This is a genomic window from Chryseobacterium artocarpi, from assembly GCF_001684975.1.
Lineage (GTDB): Bacteria > Bacteroidota > Bacteroidia > Flavobacteriales > Weeksellaceae > Chryseobacterium > Chryseobacterium artocarpi.
Map to the genome: position 1 here is coordinate 154468 of NZ_MAYH01000048.1, position 20320 is coordinate 174787.

Below are 20320 nucleotides of genomic sequence, written 5' to 3' on the forward strand. Positions count from 1 at the left end.
ATATACCGCTTTTTTTTAACTGTCTCTCTTTTGTGGTATTAATTTTCGTGTACATCTAAGGATTTACAGGGGATTTGAGAAGTTAGCAAGCAGATAAAAATCACATTAAAACATTCTTTATTTTCCTTTAATTTTAATAAGATATTTCTAAAATATACGAAAAAAAATACAATTTTCACCTATTTCCTCTATCAGGTATGATTCATAACATGAATTAAGGATTATTAACTAACATTATTGGGTTATTTAAACAATTTTAGCTAAATTTATATCACCAAATAATGAATATGATGAAAAATTCATTGAAATATTCACAATAATTTCAATATAAAATTTAAATTCAAATAATACTATTATGAAAAAGTTCCCATTAATTTTATTTTCTTTGGTCCTCTCTATAGGATTATGGAATCCGTCAGAAGCCTGTACACGTGTTGTATACAAAGGTCCGGAAAACACAATTCTTACAGCCCGTTCCATGGACTGGCGAGATGAGATCCCGGCAAATCTTTGGGTATTCCCGAAAGGAATAGACCGTACAGGACAAACCGGACCGAAATCTGTAAAATGGACTTCTAAATACGGAAGCATCATCAGCTCTACATGGGACATTGCTTCTGCGGATGGAATGAATGAAAAAGGACTGGTAGCTAATATGCTTTGGCTGGGAGAATCTCAATATCCGAAATTCGATCCGAAAGGAAGTAAAAAGGGACTTGCCATTTCTTTATGGGCGCAGTATTATCTTGACAATTTTTCTACGGTAAAAGAAGCTGTTGATTTTTCAAGAAAAGAACCTTTTGTAGTAGTAAGCGATAATATCCCGGGAACGGAAAGGTTTACAACAATACACCTTTCACTTTCTGATGCTTCAGGAGATAATGCTGTATTAGAATATATCAACGGAAAACTGGTTATCCATCACGATCCGTCTTATACGGTAATGACCAATTCTCCGATTTTTGATGAACAACTTGCTCTTAATAATTATTGGAAAGGTATTCCGGGAACGGTAATGCTTCCAGGAACCAACCGTGCAGCAGACCGCTTTGTGAGAGCTTCTTATTATATTAATGCTATTCCCAAAACTGCTGATACCCGTACCGCTGTAGCCAGTGTATTCAGTGTCATCAGAAACTGTTCGGTACCTTACGGAATTTCCTCTCCGTCTGAACCTAATATTTCTTCTACAAGATGGCGTTCTGTCTCGGATCAGAAGAATCTTGTATATTATTTTGAAACCGTTTTCACTCCCAATACATTCTGGGTAGATCTTAAAGATTTTGATTTGAGCCCAAAAGGTAAAGTGATGAAACTGGATCTGAGCAACTACCAGACTTACCACGGTAAATCAAATACTGATTTCAAAGAAACTTCATCTTTCAAATTTTTAGGCTTAGAGTCTTAAAAACAAAAAGAGTAATCTTCAGTGATTCAGTTTGAAAAATTTACCACTTAAGGTTTGTAAGTCCTGAATTATCAGAGATTAGATATATGATCATTTCCTTCCTCCGGAGAAAGTATAAATCGAAGATTTAACGGAAGGAGTTAAGCACTTAAAAGTATTTACCATTTTATATACACATTCAGTGTATTTCCTCAGCTTTTTCAAGGATAGAGATGGATATTTTATGCTTATATAAAATTTCAAAAAAGCAAAAATTAAATAATTAGATATGGCCTTTTTTTCACTAAAAAAGAGAAGCCTGATCTTGTGCATCCTTATGGGCTTGTTCTCAGCAAATGCACAGATACAGGATTCTTTACAGACCAAACCACAACAGGAAGAAGATAATGTAAAATATCCACAACTTCAGATCAAGGGACTTTTTCAGGCTCGTTATCTGGTTGGGATGAGCAAGGACGTTGACGTAAACGGGCTTCATCATTCTGATGGTTCCGGAACGAGCAATAATTTCATGCTTAAATACATGAGAGTTCAGGTACGCGCCCAAATCAGTAAACGTACGGAAGTGGTTGCCTTAGCCAATTTTGCAGATTTTAAAAATGACCCTAAAAGCAGAGTACTGGAAAATGCTTATCTGAAATATACATTCAGTCCTAAATTAGCTTTTACTGTAGGACAGTTCAGACCTTGGTTCGGGATTGAAGAGACCTATCCTATTGATATCATCAAGTCTCTGGATTGGTCTAATCAGTATTCCGAGTTTGGAAAGCTGGGATGGACAAGTTTCCAGATCGGACTTTCTGCAACAGGACAGGTAAAACTGGGTGAGATTCCTTTACAATATGCTGTTTCCGTAGTCAACGGTAATGGAAAAAACCAGATCAATGATAACGATAATGGCAAACAGTACTCTACCCGCTTACTTTTCGGATTATCTAAAAAATACAACTTCAACGTTGGTTTGAATGGAGGTATTGGAGAAGTTTTCAGCAAAAAAGTGTATGCTGTGGGAATCGACCTGAGTTCTATGGTTAAGTTTGATCCGAGATGGAGCCTTGATATGCAGCTTGAGGCTAAACAGGCAACCAATCATATTCTTTATAATTCTATTGCTCCTGAAGCAAGACCTGATAATCCTGACCAATATCTGATTCGTGGTGCTTATTTCCTTCCGAATCTAAGATACGAGATCAATCATAAAAACCTTAGTGCTTTTGAACTGTCTTGCCGATATGAATACCTTGACACCAACTTCAGAATGGCATCTAATCCAAGACAAACTATTACCCCAATGGTAGGATTAGAATTCCTGAAAAACTATGGCGCAAGAATTCAGCTGGGTGTACAGTTCGACAGATATAAACATCAGATAGAAAATACCAATCAATACAATAACAACCTATTCATTGTACAAGTACAAAGTAGATTTTAAGGATTAAATAGTGAGTATCATGAAAGAAATTAATATTAAAAACGTTGCGATTACATTCGTCGTTGCGTTAATCATCTGGTTCATTCCTGTACCCGAGAGGGTTACTCAGGATGCGTGGCATCTTTTTGCCATTTTTGCGGCAACCATTTTAGGGATTATTTTAAAAGCGGCTCCTATGGGAACGATGTGTATGATGGCGATAGGATTTACAGCTCTTACACAGGTTGTAGCTCCCGGAGACGCAGGAAAATCAATTACTAAAGCTCTTTCCGGGTTTGGAGATAAAGTGATCTGGCTGATCGGGATTTCATTCTTTATTGCCAGAGGATTTATTAAAACAGGACTTGGAAACCGTATTGCCTTTTTATTCATCAGGGTTTTCGGTAAAAGTTCATTAGGACTTGCCTACGGATTAGGGCTTGCCGATGTTTGTCTTGCTCCGGCTATTCCAAGTAATACGGCAAGAGGCGGAGGAATTATTTATCCCATTATGAAATCTATGGCGATAAGCTTTGATTCTGTTCCTGAAAAGCCTGAAACCCACAGAAAATTAGGATCATTTTTAACCCTGAACAGTTATTATATGAACCTCATCGCTTCTTCTATGTTCCTTACGGGAACTGCGAGTAATCCAATGTGTCAGAAGTTTGCGGCAAACCTTGGAATTGATATCACATGGATGTCATGGGCTGCGGCAGGTTTTGTTCCTGGTTTGGTGGCGTTCTTCGTAGTTCCGTTGGTATTATACAAATTATACCCGCCTGAATTGAAAAAAACAGGAGATGCTCCTAAAATGGCAGCTCAAAAACTGAAAGAGATGGGACCTATTTCTAAAAATGAATGGCTGATGCTATTGGCTTTCTTCATTCTCTTAGGACTTTGGATTTTCGGTGGAGCGCTTTCTATTGATGCAACAACAACTGCATTTATTGGGTTAACATTATTGCTATTAACATCAGTATTAACCTGGGAAGACGTAAAAAGTGAAAAAGGAGCATGGGATACCATTGTTTGGTTCGCTGTGTTAGTAATGATGGCAAGCTCTTTGAATGAACTCGGCTTCATTGGCTGGTTCAGTAATCTTATTAAAGTACAGATAGGAGGTTTGAGCTGGCAGGTAGCTTTCCCTGTTATCATTGTCGTTTACTTCTTTAGCCACTACATTTTCGCGAGTGCTACAGCTCACGTTGCTGCTATGTACGCTGCCTTACTTGGGGTAGGTGTTTCTTTGGGAATTCCTCCTATGTTATTGGCAATGATGCTAGGTTTTATGGGATCTATTTATGGAGTGCTTACCCATTATGGTCATGGTCCGGCGCCGGTATTCTTCGGTAGTGGATATGTAGACCTGAAAGTATGGTGGCTTCGTGGTCTTGAAATCGGTATTGTGCTTTTAATTATCTATATGGCTGTAGGAGGTCTTTGGATGAAAGTTTTAGGATATTATTAATTATTTAAATCAACTCTATGTTATCAACATTGTCAAGAAAAATGCTGATGTGCCTTACAGGACTCTTTTTGGGATTCTTCCTGTTGATTCATTTCCTCGGAAATCTTCAGCTTTTCCTTCCACAGGAGCAGGCACACCTGCAATTCAATGCGTATTCGCACTTTTTATCCGGAAATATCATTATCAAAATAGTTTCATATGTTTTGTATGCCAGCATTATTCTCCATGCTGTAGACGGATTGATCATCACTTTAAAAAATAAAAAATCCGGTGGTGGTTATCAGAATGACAGACGCGGAAGAGCCAGCAAATGGGCATCCCGAAATATGGGCATCCTCGGAACATTGGTTCTTATCTTTCTGGTCATTCATTTTCAAAACTTCTGGTATATCTATAAATTCGGAAATCCACCTTTGGATGAAAACGGAAACAAAGATTTATATATTCTGGTAGTGAATGTCTTTAAAGAATGGTGGTATGTGATCATTTATGTTCTTTCTATGATTGCTTTATGCTATCACCTGATTCATGGGCTATACAGTGCCGTAAGAACATTGGGATTATATCATCCTAAGTTTGTGAAATGGTTCAAAATCATCGGAACGGCATATTCTATCATTATCAGTTTAGGCTTTGCACTGATGCCTATTTATGTATTCTTCACTTATCATTAAACAGACCTATCATGATTTTAGATTCAAAAATACCACAGGGACCATTGGAACACAAATGGGACAATTATAAAAAGAAAGCTAAGCTCGTCAATCCAGCCAATCGAAAAAAACTGGATGTTATTGTTGTAGGAACAGGTCTTGCAGGAAGCTCTATAGCAGCCTCTTTAGGAGAGATGGGTTATAATGTAAAGTCATTTTGCTTCCAGGACAGCCCAAGAAGAGCACACTCTGTGGCAGCACAGGGAGGTGTGAATGCTGCTAAAAACTATAAAAATGACGGTGACAGTGTTTACAGAATGTTTGTAGACACTTTAAAAGGAGGAGACTTCAGAGCCCGTGAAGCCAATGTTTACCGAATGGCTGAATGTTCTTTAAATCTTATCGACCAATCCGTAGCGCAAGGAGTTCCTTTCGGACGTGAATATGGTGGTTATCTTAATAACCGATCTTTCGGAGGAGTTCAGGTAAGCCGAACGTTCTATGCAAGAGGACAAACGGGGCAACAGTTACTTCTTGGTGCTTATCAGGCTTTAATGAGACAGGTTGGAAAAGGTTCTGTACAATTGTTTTCAAGACATGAAATGCTTGACCTTGTTGTTATTGACGGCAAAGCGCGAGGAATTATCGTAAGGAATTTAGACACAGGAGAAATTGAAAGACATGCAGCACATGCAGTAGTCCTGGCAACAGGTGGTTATGGAAAAATTTATTATCTGTCTACCTTAGCTATGGGATGTAATGGTTCTGCTATTTGGAGAGCCCATAAAAAAGGAGCTTTAATGGCTTCCCCAAGCTGGATTCAGGTACACCCTACTTCCCTTCCCCAATCCGGAGATTATCAGTCTAAATTAACATTAATGTCTGAATCACTGCGTAATGACGGAAGAATCTGGGTTCCTGCAAAACATGATGAAAACAGAGCTCCCAATGATATTCCTGAAAACGAAAGAGATTATTATCTGGAAAGAAGATATCCCGCTTTTGGAAACTTAGCGCCAAGAGATATTTCGTCCCGTGCAGCAAAAGAAAGAATTGATGCAGGATTTGGAATCGGTCCTTTAAAAAATGCTGTTTATCTGGATTTCTCTAAAGCCATTAATGAGCAGGGAAAAGATAAAATCAAAGAGAAATATGGAAATTTATTTGATATGTATCTTAAGATCACCGGATATGATGCCTATAAAGAACCGATGATGATTTCCCCGTCAGCACACTTCTCCATGGGAGGTCTTTGGGTAGACTATGAACTGATGACTACTGTTCCTGGATTATTTGCTTTAGGTGAAGCTAATTTCGCAGATCACGGTGCAAACAGGCTGGGAGCCAACTCACTTTTACAGGCTTCTGTAGATGGGTATTTTATTGCTCCTTATACCATCGCCAATTATTTAGCGAGTGAGATTCATACCGGAAAAATTTCACCAGATAGCCCAGCGTTTGAACAGGCTGAAAATGCTGTTAAAAATCAGATTCAAGACTTTATGAAAATCAAAGGAACCAAAACTGTTGATTATTTCCATAAGACATTAGGTAAGCTATTATATGATTACTGCGGACTTGCCAGAAATGAGGAAGGTTTGAAATATGCCATTCAGGAAATCAGAAAATTAAAACAGGAATTCTACAAAGACGTCAGAGTTTCCGGACAGGGAGATCAAATGAATTCCGAGCTGGAAAAAGCAGGTCGTGTTGCCGATTATTTTGAGATTGGAGAACTGATGTGCTACGATGCTTTAACAAGAAATGAATCCTGTGGAGCTCACTTCCGTGAAGAATATCAGACCCCGGACGGTGAAGCAATGAGAAACGATGCAGAATATCAGTTTATCTCCGCATGGGCATGGGCAGGTGAAAACAGCGAACCTGAACTGATCAAAGAACCTTTGATCTTTGAAGAAATACAGCCAACGGTAAGAAGTTACAAATAAAAAACAAAAATTATGGATTTACACCTTAAGATATGGAGACAGAAAGACAAAAAAAGTGAGGGAAAACTGGTAGGTTATGACCTTAAAGGATTGAATCCCCACATGTCTTTTCTGGAAATGTTGGATACCTTAAACGAAAAACTGATCACCCAAGGAGATGAACCTGTAGAATTCGATCACGATTGCCGTGAAGGAATCTGCGGACAGTGTGGAATGATGATCAACGGAATCGCTCATGGTCCTCTAAAAAATACAACAACCTGTCAGCTTCACCTGAGATCTTTTAAAGATGGTGAAACGATTTTGATAGAACCTTTCCGTGCGGATGCTTTTCCGGTGAAAAAAGATTTAAAGGTAGACCGCTCTGCTTTTGACAGAATTATTTCTTCCGGAGGTTTTGTATCCGTAAATACAGGTCAGGCTCCTGATGCCACTGCTATTCCGGTAACGCATCAAACTGCTGAGGAGGCGTTTGATTCTGCGGCTTGTATAGGCTGTGGAGCTTGTGTGGCCACTTGTAAAAACGGAAGTGCGGCATTATTCACTTCAGCAAAAATCACTCATATGGCATTGCTTCCGCAAGGTAAAGAAGAAAGAAGTAAACGTGTGTTGGATATGGTTTCCCAAATGGATGCCGAGCTTTTCGGGCACTGTTCCAATACGGAAGCCTGTGAAGTAGAATGTCCACAGGGAATCTCTGTTCTGAATATTGCCAGAATGAATTTTGAATACAACAGAGCTTTGTTTTTCCAGAAAAAATAATAAAGACGAAAGAGAAAAAAAGCTAAGAAAGCTGTGAAAGCTGGACAAGCAAGATTGATAATGTGTGTAAGGGCGGATTTGCAAATAAGTAAATCTGCCCTTTTACTTTTTTAGCTTTTCCTCTTAAAATATCTTCGGAATCATTATTTTCTTCGGATCATTTTCGTCATACATGATTTCTATATTTCCTGCTTTCGGTACTGAAGAAAGGTTCAAAAGACTGACAATTTTTTTATAAACAGCGATGTGCTCCGTGCCTTTATAATCTTTGAAGCTCACCTGAAACATCAGTTCCGGCTGATCATTCACCGTAAGACCTGTTTGACTTACACTGATAATATTCGCTTCAGCATTTCTCCCTGCAAACAGAATTCGTTCTTCTTTTTTGCTCTTGAAGAATTTCCCTACAATCAGCTGAAAGACCAACACATAAATAATCGTCATCACACCACTGAAAATAATCGGATGCATAAAGGTAAGAAACCTCCAGCCATAGTCAAAAGATTCCTTCAGATAAAAATAAGAGTACAATCCGGTAATATAAGCAATCAACAATATTATAAATACAATTCTTAACATCATTCCGGATGCATTGAATCCTACTTTCTGATCACTCAAAATAAAATAAGGTTCCTGAGAAACAGTAGGATTCAGCAGGACTTTTACTTCTTTCCCTACATCAAACCTTTTTTCCTGAGGCTTGGAATCATGAAACATCACCTCATGCTCAATCATGGTATTTCTGAGATTAGGAAACGAAAGGACAATCTGAATAGCATTCATATTCGTTTTTGGAAAATATTTGATGAGCTGATAACGGATAACTTTTGCTTCTCTGGGTATTCCGTTTCTCAAAATGGAATGGATTGTATTCTTCTGTTTAAAAGTTTTAATGAAAAGATTATTAATAAAGAATACAAGTATATATCCCCATATCAACAAAGAAAAACCGAGATACCCATAGCTCACAGCTAATGAATTTCTCGGTTCTGTTGCGAGTTCCCCACCCATCATATAAATGAAAATCGGAAACGGTACGCAGAAAAACAGGAGGAAAGCTCCCCAGAAAATGATCATAAATTTCATAACTGTTATTTTGTAATCAGCAATAAAGTTATGATAATATTATTTATTAATGGCTGGAAGATTAAAGAGGGAGGCTGGAAGTTACTTTTAATCAATAACTGACCGTCAACATCTTTAAAGCTCTTCTCAATTATACTTCTTTGTCAAAGTAAAGTCTGTAATATTTTCCTTTATCATCCTCACCCATTTCCAGTTTTTGTCTGTCTCCGTGAATGTAGATATGGAAGTTTTTATCTAGTTTAATGATACTTTTAAAATGTCTTTGCGTCTTTTTCACCGCTGCTTCATTGATTGGGAATTCTTCTGCAATATTCACCTGCATATCCTGCTCATAATCAGTTTTAAAGTTTACAAAACTTTCGATCACATGCTCATCACCCAATACTTCATTGGCAAATTCGTCCAATTTAAATTCTTCTTTTTCTTTAAAGAAATTAATAGATTTATTAAGGAAATCAGCCTGATCAGCTTTTGATACTTCAAACTCCTGCGGAAGTTGTTTCGTGATGTAATCTTTGTAAACCATCAATGCTTCCTGAGTGTGGAAATACTCATCATCACGCTGTTTTACTTTTAAGAAATCTTCGAACCAGTAATACATGTCTCCGTTTTTGTTGTTATCAACTACGGAAAGTACATACCCTGTATCTTTATTATTGTTGTAGATCAAAGCTGCTTTATCAATTTTAGATAAACCGATTCCCTGATCTTTTTCAATATCAAATGTTTCTTCTGATGGATTAATTTTCAGGAATGATTCTCTCTTCTCCGTTTTAAAAATCCCAATCTTATCTACTTTATCCGGGCGGTCACTTTCATCTTCAAAAAGAACAATGAATAATTCCCCGCTCTGAACTCTAGGATTTTCTGCTGCTTCGAAAAGGTGTTTTGCAATGTTTTCAGATTCCCAAATAAACTTAGACTTATCATCAAAAATTTCAGATACAGCACTGTAAACCGGATTATTCACCAGATACGTATCACTGTAAAAATGAAAAGTTTCTTCTGATTTGAAAGATCCTAAAAAGTAATCCTCAAGCATCTCTGCCATTCCTTCCTCAAGCTTCAGTTCTTCCTGAGAAAGCGTTAAGGAATCTCCATTGATCTTATTTCCGACTCTGTGTACTATTATTTTTGAAAACATCTTCTGAATATTTGGACTGCAAAGATATTCATTCTATCCTTTCTATGAAACTGAAAATTAGTTTTGAATTCTTTGAACCACAAAAGTCACAAAAGCTTTTATTTTTTAACACTAAAAGAGGAAAATCTAAGATTTCCAAAACTTAAGCGCAATCCTTATTCTTAAACCTTATCATTTAAAATAACTTAAGTGTTATTATCCTTTTGTGACTTTTGTGGTTGATAAAAAATCCTATCCACCTTTTCCAATTTGATAAAATCCTTATCATTTTGAAATGCTTTTTCACGTTTTAAACTTCAAACAAAAACATACAAACAAATGTATTCCAACCAGTTAATAAAAAACTGATTTAAAAGGTACATCATTGGCACCATCATTTTCAAAACATAAAAAAATGGACTTAAAAACATTGAACCGAATAGACAAATTAAGAAGATTAAAAAGCAGAGGTCCAAAAACACCTACATGGCTCAAGCCATATCATATGCTTTTTATAGCATTTTTAACCATTTTCATCTTTGGTGCCCTGATGAAACTACTGGAACAAAACCACATTTAAAAATAGATACTATGAATTATTTACAAGCTTTACAGGAAATCACAGAGCTGGTTCCTGATTTTGAAAATGAACTGAATAACACAAAAAATACAAACTCTTACAGCGTGATCCGCACATTCACGGAACGTATTAAAAATATGATCCGCCAAAATGACAGCAATCTGCTATTCAGAAGTTTACAAAAGATGGACAAAATATATAAAGATGGCGATCTGACATTAAAAAACGCTATTGAGAATACTTTTATCTACTCTTTGGACAATTTTACAGCATTTTGCAACAAAGATTACCGGAAAATGATCTTCAGTCACATTTCTTCTGACCTGAAAAACAGCTATTCAAGACAAATTTACAGTCATGGTATATAAAGGTTTTATTACATTTTTAACCTGTTTTATTACAAAGTGTTTAAATTAAACAAAATCAAAAATAACTCACATTCAATAGATTATGAAAAATAAAATCAGACGAATTTCCGACTGGAAAACCTGGAAAACTACCACTAACAGACACAATTCTGAGATATTACTCACTCACATTGCAGTGATTGTAGGAGTATTCATTTTTGCAGCGTGTCTGTAAATTTTGGTATACATTTCGCTGCAATAATAAGTGTTTGAAAAATTCTTAATTATGATGAAAGTACAAATGCAAACTATTAATCAAAAAATAGCTGTTGAATACTTAAAATTTTTCTATCCGCGACTTCGCAATGAAATCATACAGCTGTCTGTACAGGACAACTTTGCAGGAATTATGCAGGCGACAGTTAATTATTTAAAAGGACTGTTGCAGGAATCGAAGATCAACATTATTGCCCATCACATTAAACTGATGGACGGACTTTACAGAAATGGAAACTCCTACGTAAGAACAATGATCGAAAACATCTTTGTAAGATCTTTTGAAAGCTTTAAAAAACATGCTAAGATTGCCCATTGGAAACTTCTTTATCAGTATATGCCGGTAAGTTTCCAGATCATTTATAATGAACAGCAAAAGCAAGATCAGATGTATTTTGGTAAATAACTTTAAAAGGCAGAGAACGTGAATAGATATACATTAATTCACTTCTCTGTCTTTCTTTTTTCTTATAAAAAACTAATTTTGCAAAAAAAAATACCATGAAATACTCTTTTTATGCTGCTTTGATGTCGTTATCGGTGATCTCATGTGGAAATAATGACAATATGATTGATGACCCAAGACCTATTGACCAGAAAATCAAAAATTTTGAATTTAATAATTACACGGTAAAAAATACGGTTTTGTATAAGGGTTCTTCAGGGCAGAAAACAACACCTGATGAGTCTTATCTTAAAAATCACTGGAGTCTGTATCAGGAACCCACATGGAAAAATATACGTCTTGACCTAAAAAATAATTCTATTCAATTAATTTCAGGAACTTCTGCAGATATAACTTATCACATTAAAATCGTCAATGATTCGGTTCTGATCACTGACTTTGATAATAAACCCAATTATTTAGGAGATTTTAATAAAAATACCTCAACTTTTACCTTAAAAAGAACTTTCAGATATGTAAAAAGAGCTCCTAGAAATAATGGAGGTTTAGTAATTGCCCAGAATACATTTTTCGGAACAACTGAATATCAAAATATCTTCGGAATTGTTTTCACTTCACCATCTGAGATGACAGAAACTGAGGATAAAGTTTTGTGGAGCAATGTTGAATATTATTACAAATCACGATAAAAAATTCTAAGTTTTAATTTTAAGATAAAATAAAAAAGGTATTGAAGAATTTCAATACCTTTTTTAAATTTAGTTAAAAAATCTACTTACCACCGAAGTAGGGTCTGTATCCGCCCAACACTCTAAATAATCACGAATCCCCGGGTCCCAAGGATCTACCACAATAGGTCCTTGTACCCAATCTCCATCAGCTGTAATGTAATAGATCGGGCAATCTGCATCAGTTTCGTAACCTTCACAATTTACAATAACCCATCTGTCATATCCTGCAGGGCTTTCTCTGGTAAATGCAGTGCTCGGACATGCTACAAATCCGTCACCACTATGAATATAACCTTCGAGATCAATTAAATATCTATATGAAGATCTTGAGGTTTTGGCTAGCTTTTTAGAGGTGTAATTTTCTTCATGCAGGATACCTTCTTTATTATAAATATATCCATCAGCATATCTAAGCGTATCATAAACTTTAATACTACTCCCTTCTTTCACCTGAACTTTGTATTTACCATCAGTACGAACGGAGGAAATCACGCGATGGGAATTATTTATCTGTTCTTTATTGAATGAAATTTCATTTTGATCTTCTCTTCCGGTACATGTTACTGTAATTAACAGAATGAGGAGCAATGATCCTAACAGGTTTACTATTTTCATAATTTTTCTTTTAAAATTACACTAAATATCACCAATTAAGGAATTAATAAAAATGATAATTATCAGGATATCAGATAGAAATAATCAACAGTTTTAAAAGATCGCTATGAACCCACGAATATCTCTAAAACAATTTACAAAAAATGTATCTTTGAACATCAAATTACAGTATGAATAAAGATCTTGAAGCCTTCACTGGGCACATGTCGTGGCTATTCCATCCTTCTACAATATCAGACGTTACAGAAACAGACATTATAATGTAGACCTTTTGGAAAATCAGCCGGAATACACTTTTTATAGATTTCACAACATTATCAGTTTTGTGGACTATGTAGAAGCTTTAGCATTGGAATGGAAAAACGAACTAGCTTAAAGCTAAAGCAGAAATTAATTATTTTTATACACTATTAAAAATCATTGTAAGAATGAAGAAGATTGGAATGTCCATCATTATATGTTTATCGTCTATAGTAGGAGCCCAAACGAAACAGCAGATCGATACTTTCTATGACGCTGTCAGAGATAATAATTTTCCATTGGTAAAAAAAATGGTTGAGCAAGAAGGTTATCCTATTAAAGCGGTTATTCCTCAACAGATACTACCTGTAAAAGCAGCCATCTGGAAAAAGAATTTACCCATGGTGGAATATATGGTAAACAAAGGAGCCAATATAACAGCAGATACCACATTAGTGGATAACGCTATTGAATACGGAAGTTCAGAAATCACCCGTTATCTTCTGAAAAAGGGACTTTATGCTAAAAATGCCTTAAGTAAAGCAGTTTTTTATGAAAACCTTGATATTGCTAAAGAAGTTTACCTGAACTACCAACCTCAGAAAATAGACAATGAATACATGGGAAGGTTTCTGCTATTAGCAGTAAAAAGTAACGATCTTGAATTTATCAAAAAACTTCCGTTAAAAGGAAAAGATTCTCCTATGGATTATTTTGATTATGACGGATACAATGCCTTACTCTATGCCGTGGAAAAGAATTATACTGAACTTGCGAAATATCTTTTATCTCAGGGAGCAGATAAAAAGTCAACGATTTCAATAGAAACAGATAATGGAATTGTTTCCGGGAAAACGGCTATGCAGCTTGCCAAAGCCAACAAAAACGCTGAACTTATCAAGCTTTTAAAATAAAAATCAATATCCGGCAGTATTCTTATTTTATGGAAACTACTGGTATTAAAGCTCTGTCTATATCAGAAAAACGTTTATCAATAAGTATGATCGAAATTAAATTCAAAAAAAATAATATTCTTTTCTCATTATATCTTAGTATTCTGGGATTGGCTGTTTCAGTGTATGTATTATTTCATTTGAGTTTAATTGTACAATTGATCTCCGTTTTCTGGATTGCTGTAATAGCTCATGTCATTTATACCAAATACCAACAATTGACAAAAGCTAAAAAAGGGATGCCCGCCCTGGAAATAAATGATCACGGAATCACAAATAATACGTCTCCACAACCTATATATTTAAGATGGGGAGAAATTACCAGCTTTCAGACAGGTTTTTACAGGAATAATAATATTCTCATTAATCCTAAAGATCCGGAAAAGTATAGAAATAAAGAAATGAATCAGTTTTTTCAGATCATAGGGAGTATTTTTTCATCTAAGCCTGAGGCATTATGGATCGATACAGATGTTCTGAATATCAAAAAAGATGAACTCCTCCATCTTCTGAATCGCAAGCTTTACAAAAATTAATAACTATAAACGGATGACGCCGAGAATTCCTGATTTTATCAGTATCACTAGAAAAAACTTTGGAAAAAAGAATGATGCAATGGCATTGGTCTTCTTTTCTTTGTTTTCTTTACTGGGAATTTTAGGTGTTTTTTTGAACTGGAAAAGTTGGATTTGTGCAGTATTCATCATTATTAGTTTTTATTTTTCATGGAATAAAATCAATAAAGTATTGCTTTTTTTCATCGGCGGACTTTTTCTCATCACAGCATGGTATTTCCGCGAAGAATTGGGAATTGATATTTTGGGATTGTTGATTACACTTCTTTTTTTCCGTTTATATTTTTTATAAAACCTTACTATCTCGAATATAAAAACGCTAAGGACTTTGAAGTTTTTTATCTTGATCATAAACAACTTCGGTGTCTTGCTACTCAAGAAAATTCAGAGTATAAAGATTATGCGCTCAATCCCAGAAATTATCTTAAAAAGTACTCTTTTCAACAGATCAAAGCTATACAGTTCCATAAACGCCACCTCATCATTGCCATCGATCAAATATTAATTCGCCCAAAAGAGCTTACCAAAACAGATCTTGAATTGATCTATTCTTATATTAAACATCATTTTCCTCATTTATTAAAGAAAGAAGAAACAATAACGGAGAATCTAAAAAGTGAAAATCAGTTTTACCTGCACAAGTTTCTCATCTTTTCACCAGTGATCTTATTAGCATTGATTATTTATTTCTTTGGAGACAATGGAAAAAATTTACTGGTAAGCTATTCTTGTATAGGACTGATGGTGATTTGCCCTTTTATTATCTATAAGATTTTAAACGAAAGAAATTAATTACCTTTTGAGATTTTACAATGTCCAATAAGAAGAAAAGTAGAATTCATATTTCTTTATTTACTCCAAAATAACTTCAATTCTTAAAAATCCTAATAAAAATCAGGTTTCCAAAGTAAAATAATGCAGTTTCGTTGTTTAGAATTATTATAAATAAAGGTATATTTGTGGCTTATTTATTTTTAATAAGACTAAATAACTATAAAAATGCAACAATCCGGTAAAAAGAAGTCTAAAGGTACCTTCAAAAAATATATCCTGAAAGCTCATTTATGGCTCGGGCTGCTTTCCGGAATCATTGTTTTGATTGTTTCTTTATCAGGGGCATTTTTTGTTTTCAATGAAGACATCACAGCTGCTTTGCGTAAAGAACATACTTTTCATGGTGAAAAAGATATTCAGCATAAGAAGCCAATTCCGCTACATGAATTAAAAGACCTGGTAAATGCCCAGCTAAAAAATGAAATCGTAAAAACGGAAGAAGTCACCATCCCAATAGATCCTGCGCGTTCTTACCAATTCGGATTGATTAAAGCTAACCCGGATGGCTGGAACCACTTTAATACTTTTATTGTTTATAAAAATATTTATGTAAATCAATACACTGGAAAGGTAATCGCTATCTATGATGTGAAAAATAACCCTTTCTTTATTTGTATGACTCTCCATCGTTCATTATTACTTAGTGATAAAATCGGAGGAACTATTGTGGGAGTTTCTACAATCATTTTTGTGATCATGCTGATTACCGGAATCATCCTTTGGTGGCCAAAGAATAAGAAGATGAGCAAACAACGCTTATGGTTCCGTTGGGAGAAGGTAAAAGGCTGGCGACGCAAGAACTATGATGTACACAATATCATTGGTTTCTACTCTTCTTTTCTTGCCATTATTGTAGCTATTACAGGAATTATGTATTCATTCCGTATTACTCAGATGTGGGTATATGTGCTGCTCAATGGTTTTTCATCTGCTACACCGGATTACAGCCAGTATAAAACAGTGGCACCGGAATCTGTAGAAACCGCAACAACTATAGATCGTGTCATAGAACAGGTAAAAATTCATTATCCGAAAGCATATTCTTTTGGAGTAGATCTGGAAGATCATACTAAAGCAGATCACAAACACGATAACCTGAGCATCTGGATTAAAGAAAAAGAATTCACTTATGCTGAATCTTCTATGATGATTTTTGATGAACATTCGGGGAAACTTTTGTTTAACCGTCCACATGAAGATAAACCTATGGCTGAAAGAGCTACAGATGCTACCTATGATCTGCACGTGGGAGCGTTCTTCGGAATGCCCGGAAAAATACTGGCATTTTTAATGAGTTTATTCTGTGCGTCATTGCCAATAACCGGGTTTATGATCTGGTGGGGCAGAAGAAATAAAAAGAAAACAACAACCTAAAATCCATTATTCATGAAGAAACACTATATATGGCTACCTTTAATGGCTAGCCTGAATGCTTACGGACAAACGGAAAGTCTTAATGACTCTTTGCAGACAGAAAAAACTTCAGAGATTAGCGGTATTGTAATCAAAGGAACTAAAGCTGTCTTCCAGCAGAAAGCAGATAAAATGATTTTTAATGTAGAAAACAGTGTATTGTCTGATGGTACCAATGTACTGGAATTACTAGGCAAAACACCTGGTGTGGTAGTTTCGCAGGAAGGTGAGCTTTCTTTACGTGGGAAGAAAGGGGTGAGTGTAATGATTAACGGTAAGCTAAGCTCGTTATCAACTAAAGAACTTGCCAACTTACTACGTTCCACCAATTCTACTTTGGTAAAGAACATTGAAATTATTGCCAATCCTTCTTCCAAATATGACGCTGCCGGAAATGCAGGGATCATTAATATTGTAATGAAAAAAAGCTCATTGGAAGGAATGAGCGGAAACTATTACCTGAATGGCGGAAGAGGTCGCAAAAACAGGATTAATACCGGATTGAGTTTAAATTATACTCATAAAAAGCTATCCTTACACGGAGATTACAGTTATACTTTCCGTGGTGAGGAAGAAAAGAGAAACTTTAATCAGGTATTCTTTGATGAAAATCAACCTCAGCTGATGACCCGAAATACAGATCAGAATTCGGTAACCAGTGAGCCTTTAACATCGAATAACTTCAAATTCGGGGCAGATTATGCATTCAATGATAAAACAACGATTGGAGCTTTATTTGATGCTAAAATAGGACGCTATGAGAACTTCTCAAAAGGTGAAAATAAAATATTCCAGCCTGTAGACCAACTTTTTGCTCATGTTCTTTCGGATAATAAGAATAAAGAAAACTGGTACGATTATACTTATAATTTAAAAGGGACACACGTCTTCAATGATAAAGATTATAAGGTAGATGTGGATCTGGAATACGAAACATCACGATTTACTTCGCGCCAGAATCAGTTTTCGGATGCATTGGTGAATCTTGGAACGGAGAGTTTTAATAATAGAAGAGGCAGCATTGCTTCCCGTCTGAAAGTTTTCAATGCTAAAGTAGATTTTACTCTTCCTTTTAGTGAAATGCATAATCTTGAAACCGGTTTGAAATCTACGATAAAGTCTAATAACAACCCTTCGGAATATTTTAAACAAGAAGGTGAAGACTGGATCAATGATGATAAAGCTAGTAATGAATATGTTTACAAAGAACAGATTCATGCATTATATGCCAACTATAAGCTGAATCTCACGAAATGGACATTCCAGCTAGGTTTGAGAACGGAAACGACGCATACGGATATCAATCAGAAAACATCACAGGAACAGCGAAAAAGAGATTATACAAACCTTTTCCCAAGTGCATCCATCAAATACCAGATGAGCGACAACCATGGATTTTACGCTTCATACAGTAAAAGAATCAACAGACCGAGTCATTTTGATCTGAACCCATTCCGTTTTTATGATGATCCATTCAATTATTGGCAGGGAAATCCTAATCTGAATCCGGAGTTTACCCACGCAACAGAATTGGGCTATACCTGGGGAAAATATATCATAGCATCAGCTTATTTCAGTGTGACCAATGATGTGATGACGGAAGTTTATAATTATCAGCCGGATACAGGAATTTTGGTAAAAACGCAGGACAACCTGAATAAATCTTATGTATATGGTGCTAATATAACAGCTACTACAAAGCTTTTCAACTGGTGGTCATTGACTTCTATGTTTAATATATTCAACAATGAATATAAAGGAAATTACCAAAATTATTCTGTAAACAGTTCCCAGCTTGCATTTACGGTGAATGCACAAAACAGTTTCAATATTATCAAAGGAATGAAGGCTGAGGCTAATGCTCAATATTTCTCAAAATCAAATATTGGTTTGTTTATCCGTGATGCTTATTTTGATCTGACACTGGGCGTTTCTAAAACATTATGGAAGGATAAAGCGACTTTAAAACTAGCTGTTACAGACTTATTAAAGACCAATAATTATCGTGTAACCGGAAATAACTTCAGCTCTACGATTCGACAGAAATATAATCTGGACAGCCGTGTGATCACCCTGTCATTGAATTATAAACTTTAGAATATTAATTCATAGAAATAAATAATAAGATAGCTAAAATGGTCGGAGAAGTTTTCCGACCATTTTTATTTTCCGATTATCTGTCTTTAAAACTCAACAATAAAGCAAGCAAAAACGGTTCTCAATATGATTGAGAACCGTTTTTTTATCAAATAAATATTCTATGAACTTGAAACGTTGGTATTAGTCGTAAAACTTATCAAAACGTGCAAAACCGGAGATACGATCAGGAAGCTTCATTCCTTTGGTTATTTTATCAGTTTGAATATCATAGATCCATACAAAGTTTTCACCTTTATTGCTGTTCAGCGCGATATATAGTTTTTTATTCTGAACAAATATACTTTGTTCGTAAGGCTCATCTCCAGGTAATTCATCCAGCACCCGCACCAATTGTCTGGTTTCAATATCTATGATGGCATAACGACCATTATAAGCATCACCTAAAGCCGGATCACGGTACAGAACTACCATTTTATTGTCACCGATATAATCTATTACTGTTTCCAGAGATTTATTGCCCACAATATCAGTAAGATTAATCTGATAGCCCGGATCTGGTGCAGTAGCTCCTTTAAGGGTTCTGAAAAGGTAGATTTTATTTGATCCCGCTCCTACACGTGGAAAGCATGTGTAATAAAAGGCTTCTTTATCTTTTGTAAAAGCTGTTTTGAAGTAAGGAGAACCATTTGCCACCCCAGAGCTTCTGTTATCACTTACGGAACTTTTTACTTTGAAGGTTTTATAATCTATCACAGCAAGATTGTAATAAGGCGGATTCAGCCATTTACCATCGCGGAAGCTGTATTGAAAATAGATTTCTCCATTCATATAAGTCATGGAACCTATTGTATAGAAATGATAAGCATCCGGGAAAGGCTGAAATCCTTCGATCTCTCCCTGACGGATTACACTAAGATCTGTAGCATTGAAAACAGTATAACGTATATGCTGTCCGTCTCCGGTTTCTCCTACCAATACCAATGTATTATCATCCGTCCATACAAAGCTGGAAATATCACTGATATAAGTATAAGGAACTTCTTTTACTGTAGTCAGCCTGTCCTGTGTATATTTAAACTTTTTGAAGACTCCCTGGTCTGTTTTGTAGTTATAAATAAATCCATTTTTTACAATATAGGAATAGGTTCCTTTAGAATTGATCTCATCACCTTCCTTGGTAATATCCATTTCACCTTTTGTAAGATCGTTGGTAGCCGTCATATAATGTACAGTATTGGGCCAGCTTCCTAATGCAGAAAGAAGAAAATATTTATAGTCTTTTTCGCCACTTCCGGAATCTCCGTAGCCTGGTTCACTTTCACAACTTATGATTGTGAAACATACAAGTAGTAAAAGTATACTGTTTCTGAAATATTGTGTCATGATT

At 35.6% G+C, this 20320-nt stretch carries 21 protein-coding genes; 17 read left to right on the top strand and 4 right to left on the bottom strand.

Translation table 11 applies throughout. The features are described 5' to 3' along the window. Positions 1-355: 355 nt before the first annotated feature. The 6 genes from BBI01_RS18550 (at position 356) to BBI01_RS18575 (ending at position 7654) form a co-directional block, all read left to right on the top strand. On the top strand, positions 356-1408 hold the full coding sequence (locus BBI01_RS18550; protein ID WP_065396133.1) for a linear amide C-N hydrolase: 1053 nt from the start codon (positions 356-358) through the stop codon (positions 1406-1408). 268 nt (positions 1409-1676) lie between these two features. Next, positions 1677-2840 (top strand): porin, encoded by a 1164-nt coding sequence (locus tag BBI01_RS18555; RefSeq protein WP_065396134.1) that lies wholly within the window; start codon positions 1677-1679, stop codon positions 2838-2840. Positions 2841-2859: 19 nt separating this feature from the next. Further along, positions 2860-4290, top strand: a complete 1431-nt coding sequence (locus tag BBI01_RS18560; protein ID WP_065396135.1) for an anion permease — start codon at positions 2860-2862, stop codon at positions 4288-4290. Between the two features lie 17 nt (positions 4291-4307). After that, positions 4308-4964, top strand: a complete 657-nt coding sequence (locus BBI01_RS18565; protein WP_065396136.1) for a succinate dehydrogenase cytochrome b subunit — start codon at positions 4308-4310, stop codon at positions 4962-4964. Between the two features lie 11 nt (positions 4965-4975). Then, the gene (locus BBI01_RS18570) at positions 4976-6892 is read left to right on the top strand and encodes a fumarate reductase/succinate dehydrogenase flavoprotein subunit (protein ID WP_065396137.1); all 1917 of its coding nucleotides are present in this window, start codon (positions 4976-4978) and stop codon (positions 6890-6892) included. Between the two features lie 12 nt (positions 6893-6904). Further along, the gene (locus BBI01_RS18575) at positions 6905-7654 is read left to right on the top strand and encodes a succinate dehydrogenase/fumarate reductase iron-sulfur subunit (RefSeq protein ID WP_065396138.1); all 750 of its coding nucleotides are present in this window, start codon (positions 6905-6907) and stop codon (positions 7652-7654) included. Positions 7655-7777: 123 nt separating this feature from the next. Here BBI01_RS18575 and BBI01_RS18580 read toward each other — a convergent pair whose 3' ends face one another. Together BBI01_RS18580 and BBI01_RS18585 are read right to left on the bottom strand one after the other, a co-directional pair. Beyond that, the gene (locus BBI01_RS18580) at positions 7778-8740 is read right to left on the bottom strand and encodes a hypothetical protein (RefSeq protein WP_065396139.1); all 963 of its coding nucleotides are present in this window, start codon (positions 8738-8740) and stop codon (positions 7778-7780) included. 130 nt (positions 8741-8870) lie between these two features. Next, positions 8871-9884, bottom strand: coding sequence for a nucleoid-associated protein (locus BBI01_RS18585; RefSeq protein ID WP_065396140.1), 1014 nt, complete (start codon positions 9882-9884; stop codon positions 8871-8873). A gap of 394 nt (positions 9885-10278) precedes the next feature. On the opposite strand from BBI01_RS18585, the gene BBI01_RS22900 reads away from it, so the two are divergent. The 5 genes from BBI01_RS22900 to BBI01_RS18600 all read left to right on the top strand — a co-directional run bounded on the left by BBI01_RS22900 (position 10279) and on the right by BBI01_RS18600 (position 12161). Beyond that, on the top strand, positions 10279-10443 hold the full coding sequence (locus tag BBI01_RS22900) for a hypothetical protein (protein ID WP_165602271.1): 165 nt from the start codon (positions 10279-10281) through the stop codon (positions 10441-10443). Positions 10444-10454: 11 nt separating this feature from the next. Further along, on the top strand, positions 10455-10811 hold the full coding sequence (locus BBI01_RS18590; protein WP_065396276.1) for a DUF7674 family protein: 357 nt from the start codon (positions 10455-10457) through the stop codon (positions 10809-10811). A gap of 82 nt (positions 10812-10893) precedes the next feature. Continuing rightward, the gene (locus BBI01_RS23160; RefSeq protein WP_262484600.1) at positions 10894-11025 is read left to right on the top strand and encodes a hypothetical protein; all 132 of its coding nucleotides are present in this window, start codon (positions 10894-10896) and stop codon (positions 11023-11025) included. A 51-nt stretch (positions 11026-11076) separates the two neighbouring features. After that, a complete protein-coding gene (locus BBI01_RS18595; protein WP_065396141.1) occupies positions 11077-11472 on the top strand; it encodes a DUF7674 family protein in 396 nt (131 codons plus the stop codon). A 95-nt stretch (positions 11473-11567) separates the two neighbouring features. After that, the gene (locus BBI01_RS18600) at positions 11568-12161 is read left to right on the top strand and encodes a hypothetical protein (protein WP_065396142.1); all 594 of its coding nucleotides are present in this window, start codon (positions 11568-11570) and stop codon (positions 12159-12161) included. 69 nt (positions 12162-12230) lie between these two features. Here BBI01_RS18600 and BBI01_RS18605 read toward each other — a convergent pair whose 3' ends face one another. After that, on the bottom strand, positions 12231-12818 hold the full coding sequence (locus BBI01_RS18605; RefSeq protein ID WP_065396143.1) for a hypothetical protein: 588 nt from the start codon (positions 12816-12818) through the stop codon (positions 12231-12233). A gap of 208 nt (positions 12819-13026) precedes the next feature. On the opposite strand from BBI01_RS18605, the gene BBI01_RS22905 reads away from it, so the two are divergent. From BBI01_RS22905 to BBI01_RS18635, 6 genes are all read left to right on the top strand, one after another. Beyond that, positions 13027-13194 carry a hypothetical protein gene (locus tag BBI01_RS22905; RefSeq protein ID WP_165602272.1) on the top strand — a complete coding sequence of 56 codons (168 nt, stop codon included), beginning with the start codon at positions 13027-13029 and terminating at the stop codon, positions 13192-13194. Positions 13195-13246: 52 nt separating this feature from the next. Further along, positions 13247-13972 (top strand): ankyrin repeat domain-containing protein, encoded by a 726-nt coding sequence (locus BBI01_RS18610; protein WP_065396144.1) that lies wholly within the window; start codon positions 13247-13249, stop codon positions 13970-13972. 86 nt (positions 13973-14058) lie between these two features. Further along, positions 14059-14547: an STM3941 family protein gene (locus BBI01_RS18615; protein WP_123862174.1), complete on the top strand. Its 489-nt coding sequence runs from the start codon at positions 14059-14061 to the stop codon at positions 14545-14547. A gap of 13 nt (positions 14548-14560) precedes the next feature. After that, entirely contained in the window at positions 14561-14878 is a 318-nt protein-coding gene (locus BBI01_RS18620) for a hypothetical protein (RefSeq protein WP_065396146.1), read from the top strand. Positions 14879-15585: 707 nt separating this feature from the next. Beyond that, the gene (locus BBI01_RS18630) at positions 15586-16794 is read left to right on the top strand and encodes a PepSY-associated TM helix domain-containing protein (RefSeq protein ID WP_065396148.1); all 1209 of its coding nucleotides are present in this window, start codon (positions 15586-15588) and stop codon (positions 16792-16794) included. 12 nt (positions 16795-16806) lie between these two features. Further along, positions 16807-18930 carry an outer membrane beta-barrel family protein gene (locus BBI01_RS18635; protein WP_065396149.1) on the top strand — a complete coding sequence of 708 codons (2124 nt, stop codon included), beginning with the start codon at positions 16807-16809 and terminating at the stop codon, positions 18928-18930. Positions 18931-19113: 183 nt separating this feature from the next. On the opposite strand, the gene BBI01_RS18640 is transcribed toward BBI01_RS18635, so the two are convergent. After that, positions 19114-20316, bottom strand: a complete 1203-nt coding sequence (locus tag BBI01_RS18640) for a DUF4374 domain-containing protein (RefSeq protein WP_065396150.1) — start codon at positions 20314-20316, stop codon at positions 19114-19116. Positions 20317-20320: the final 4 nt, after the last annotated feature.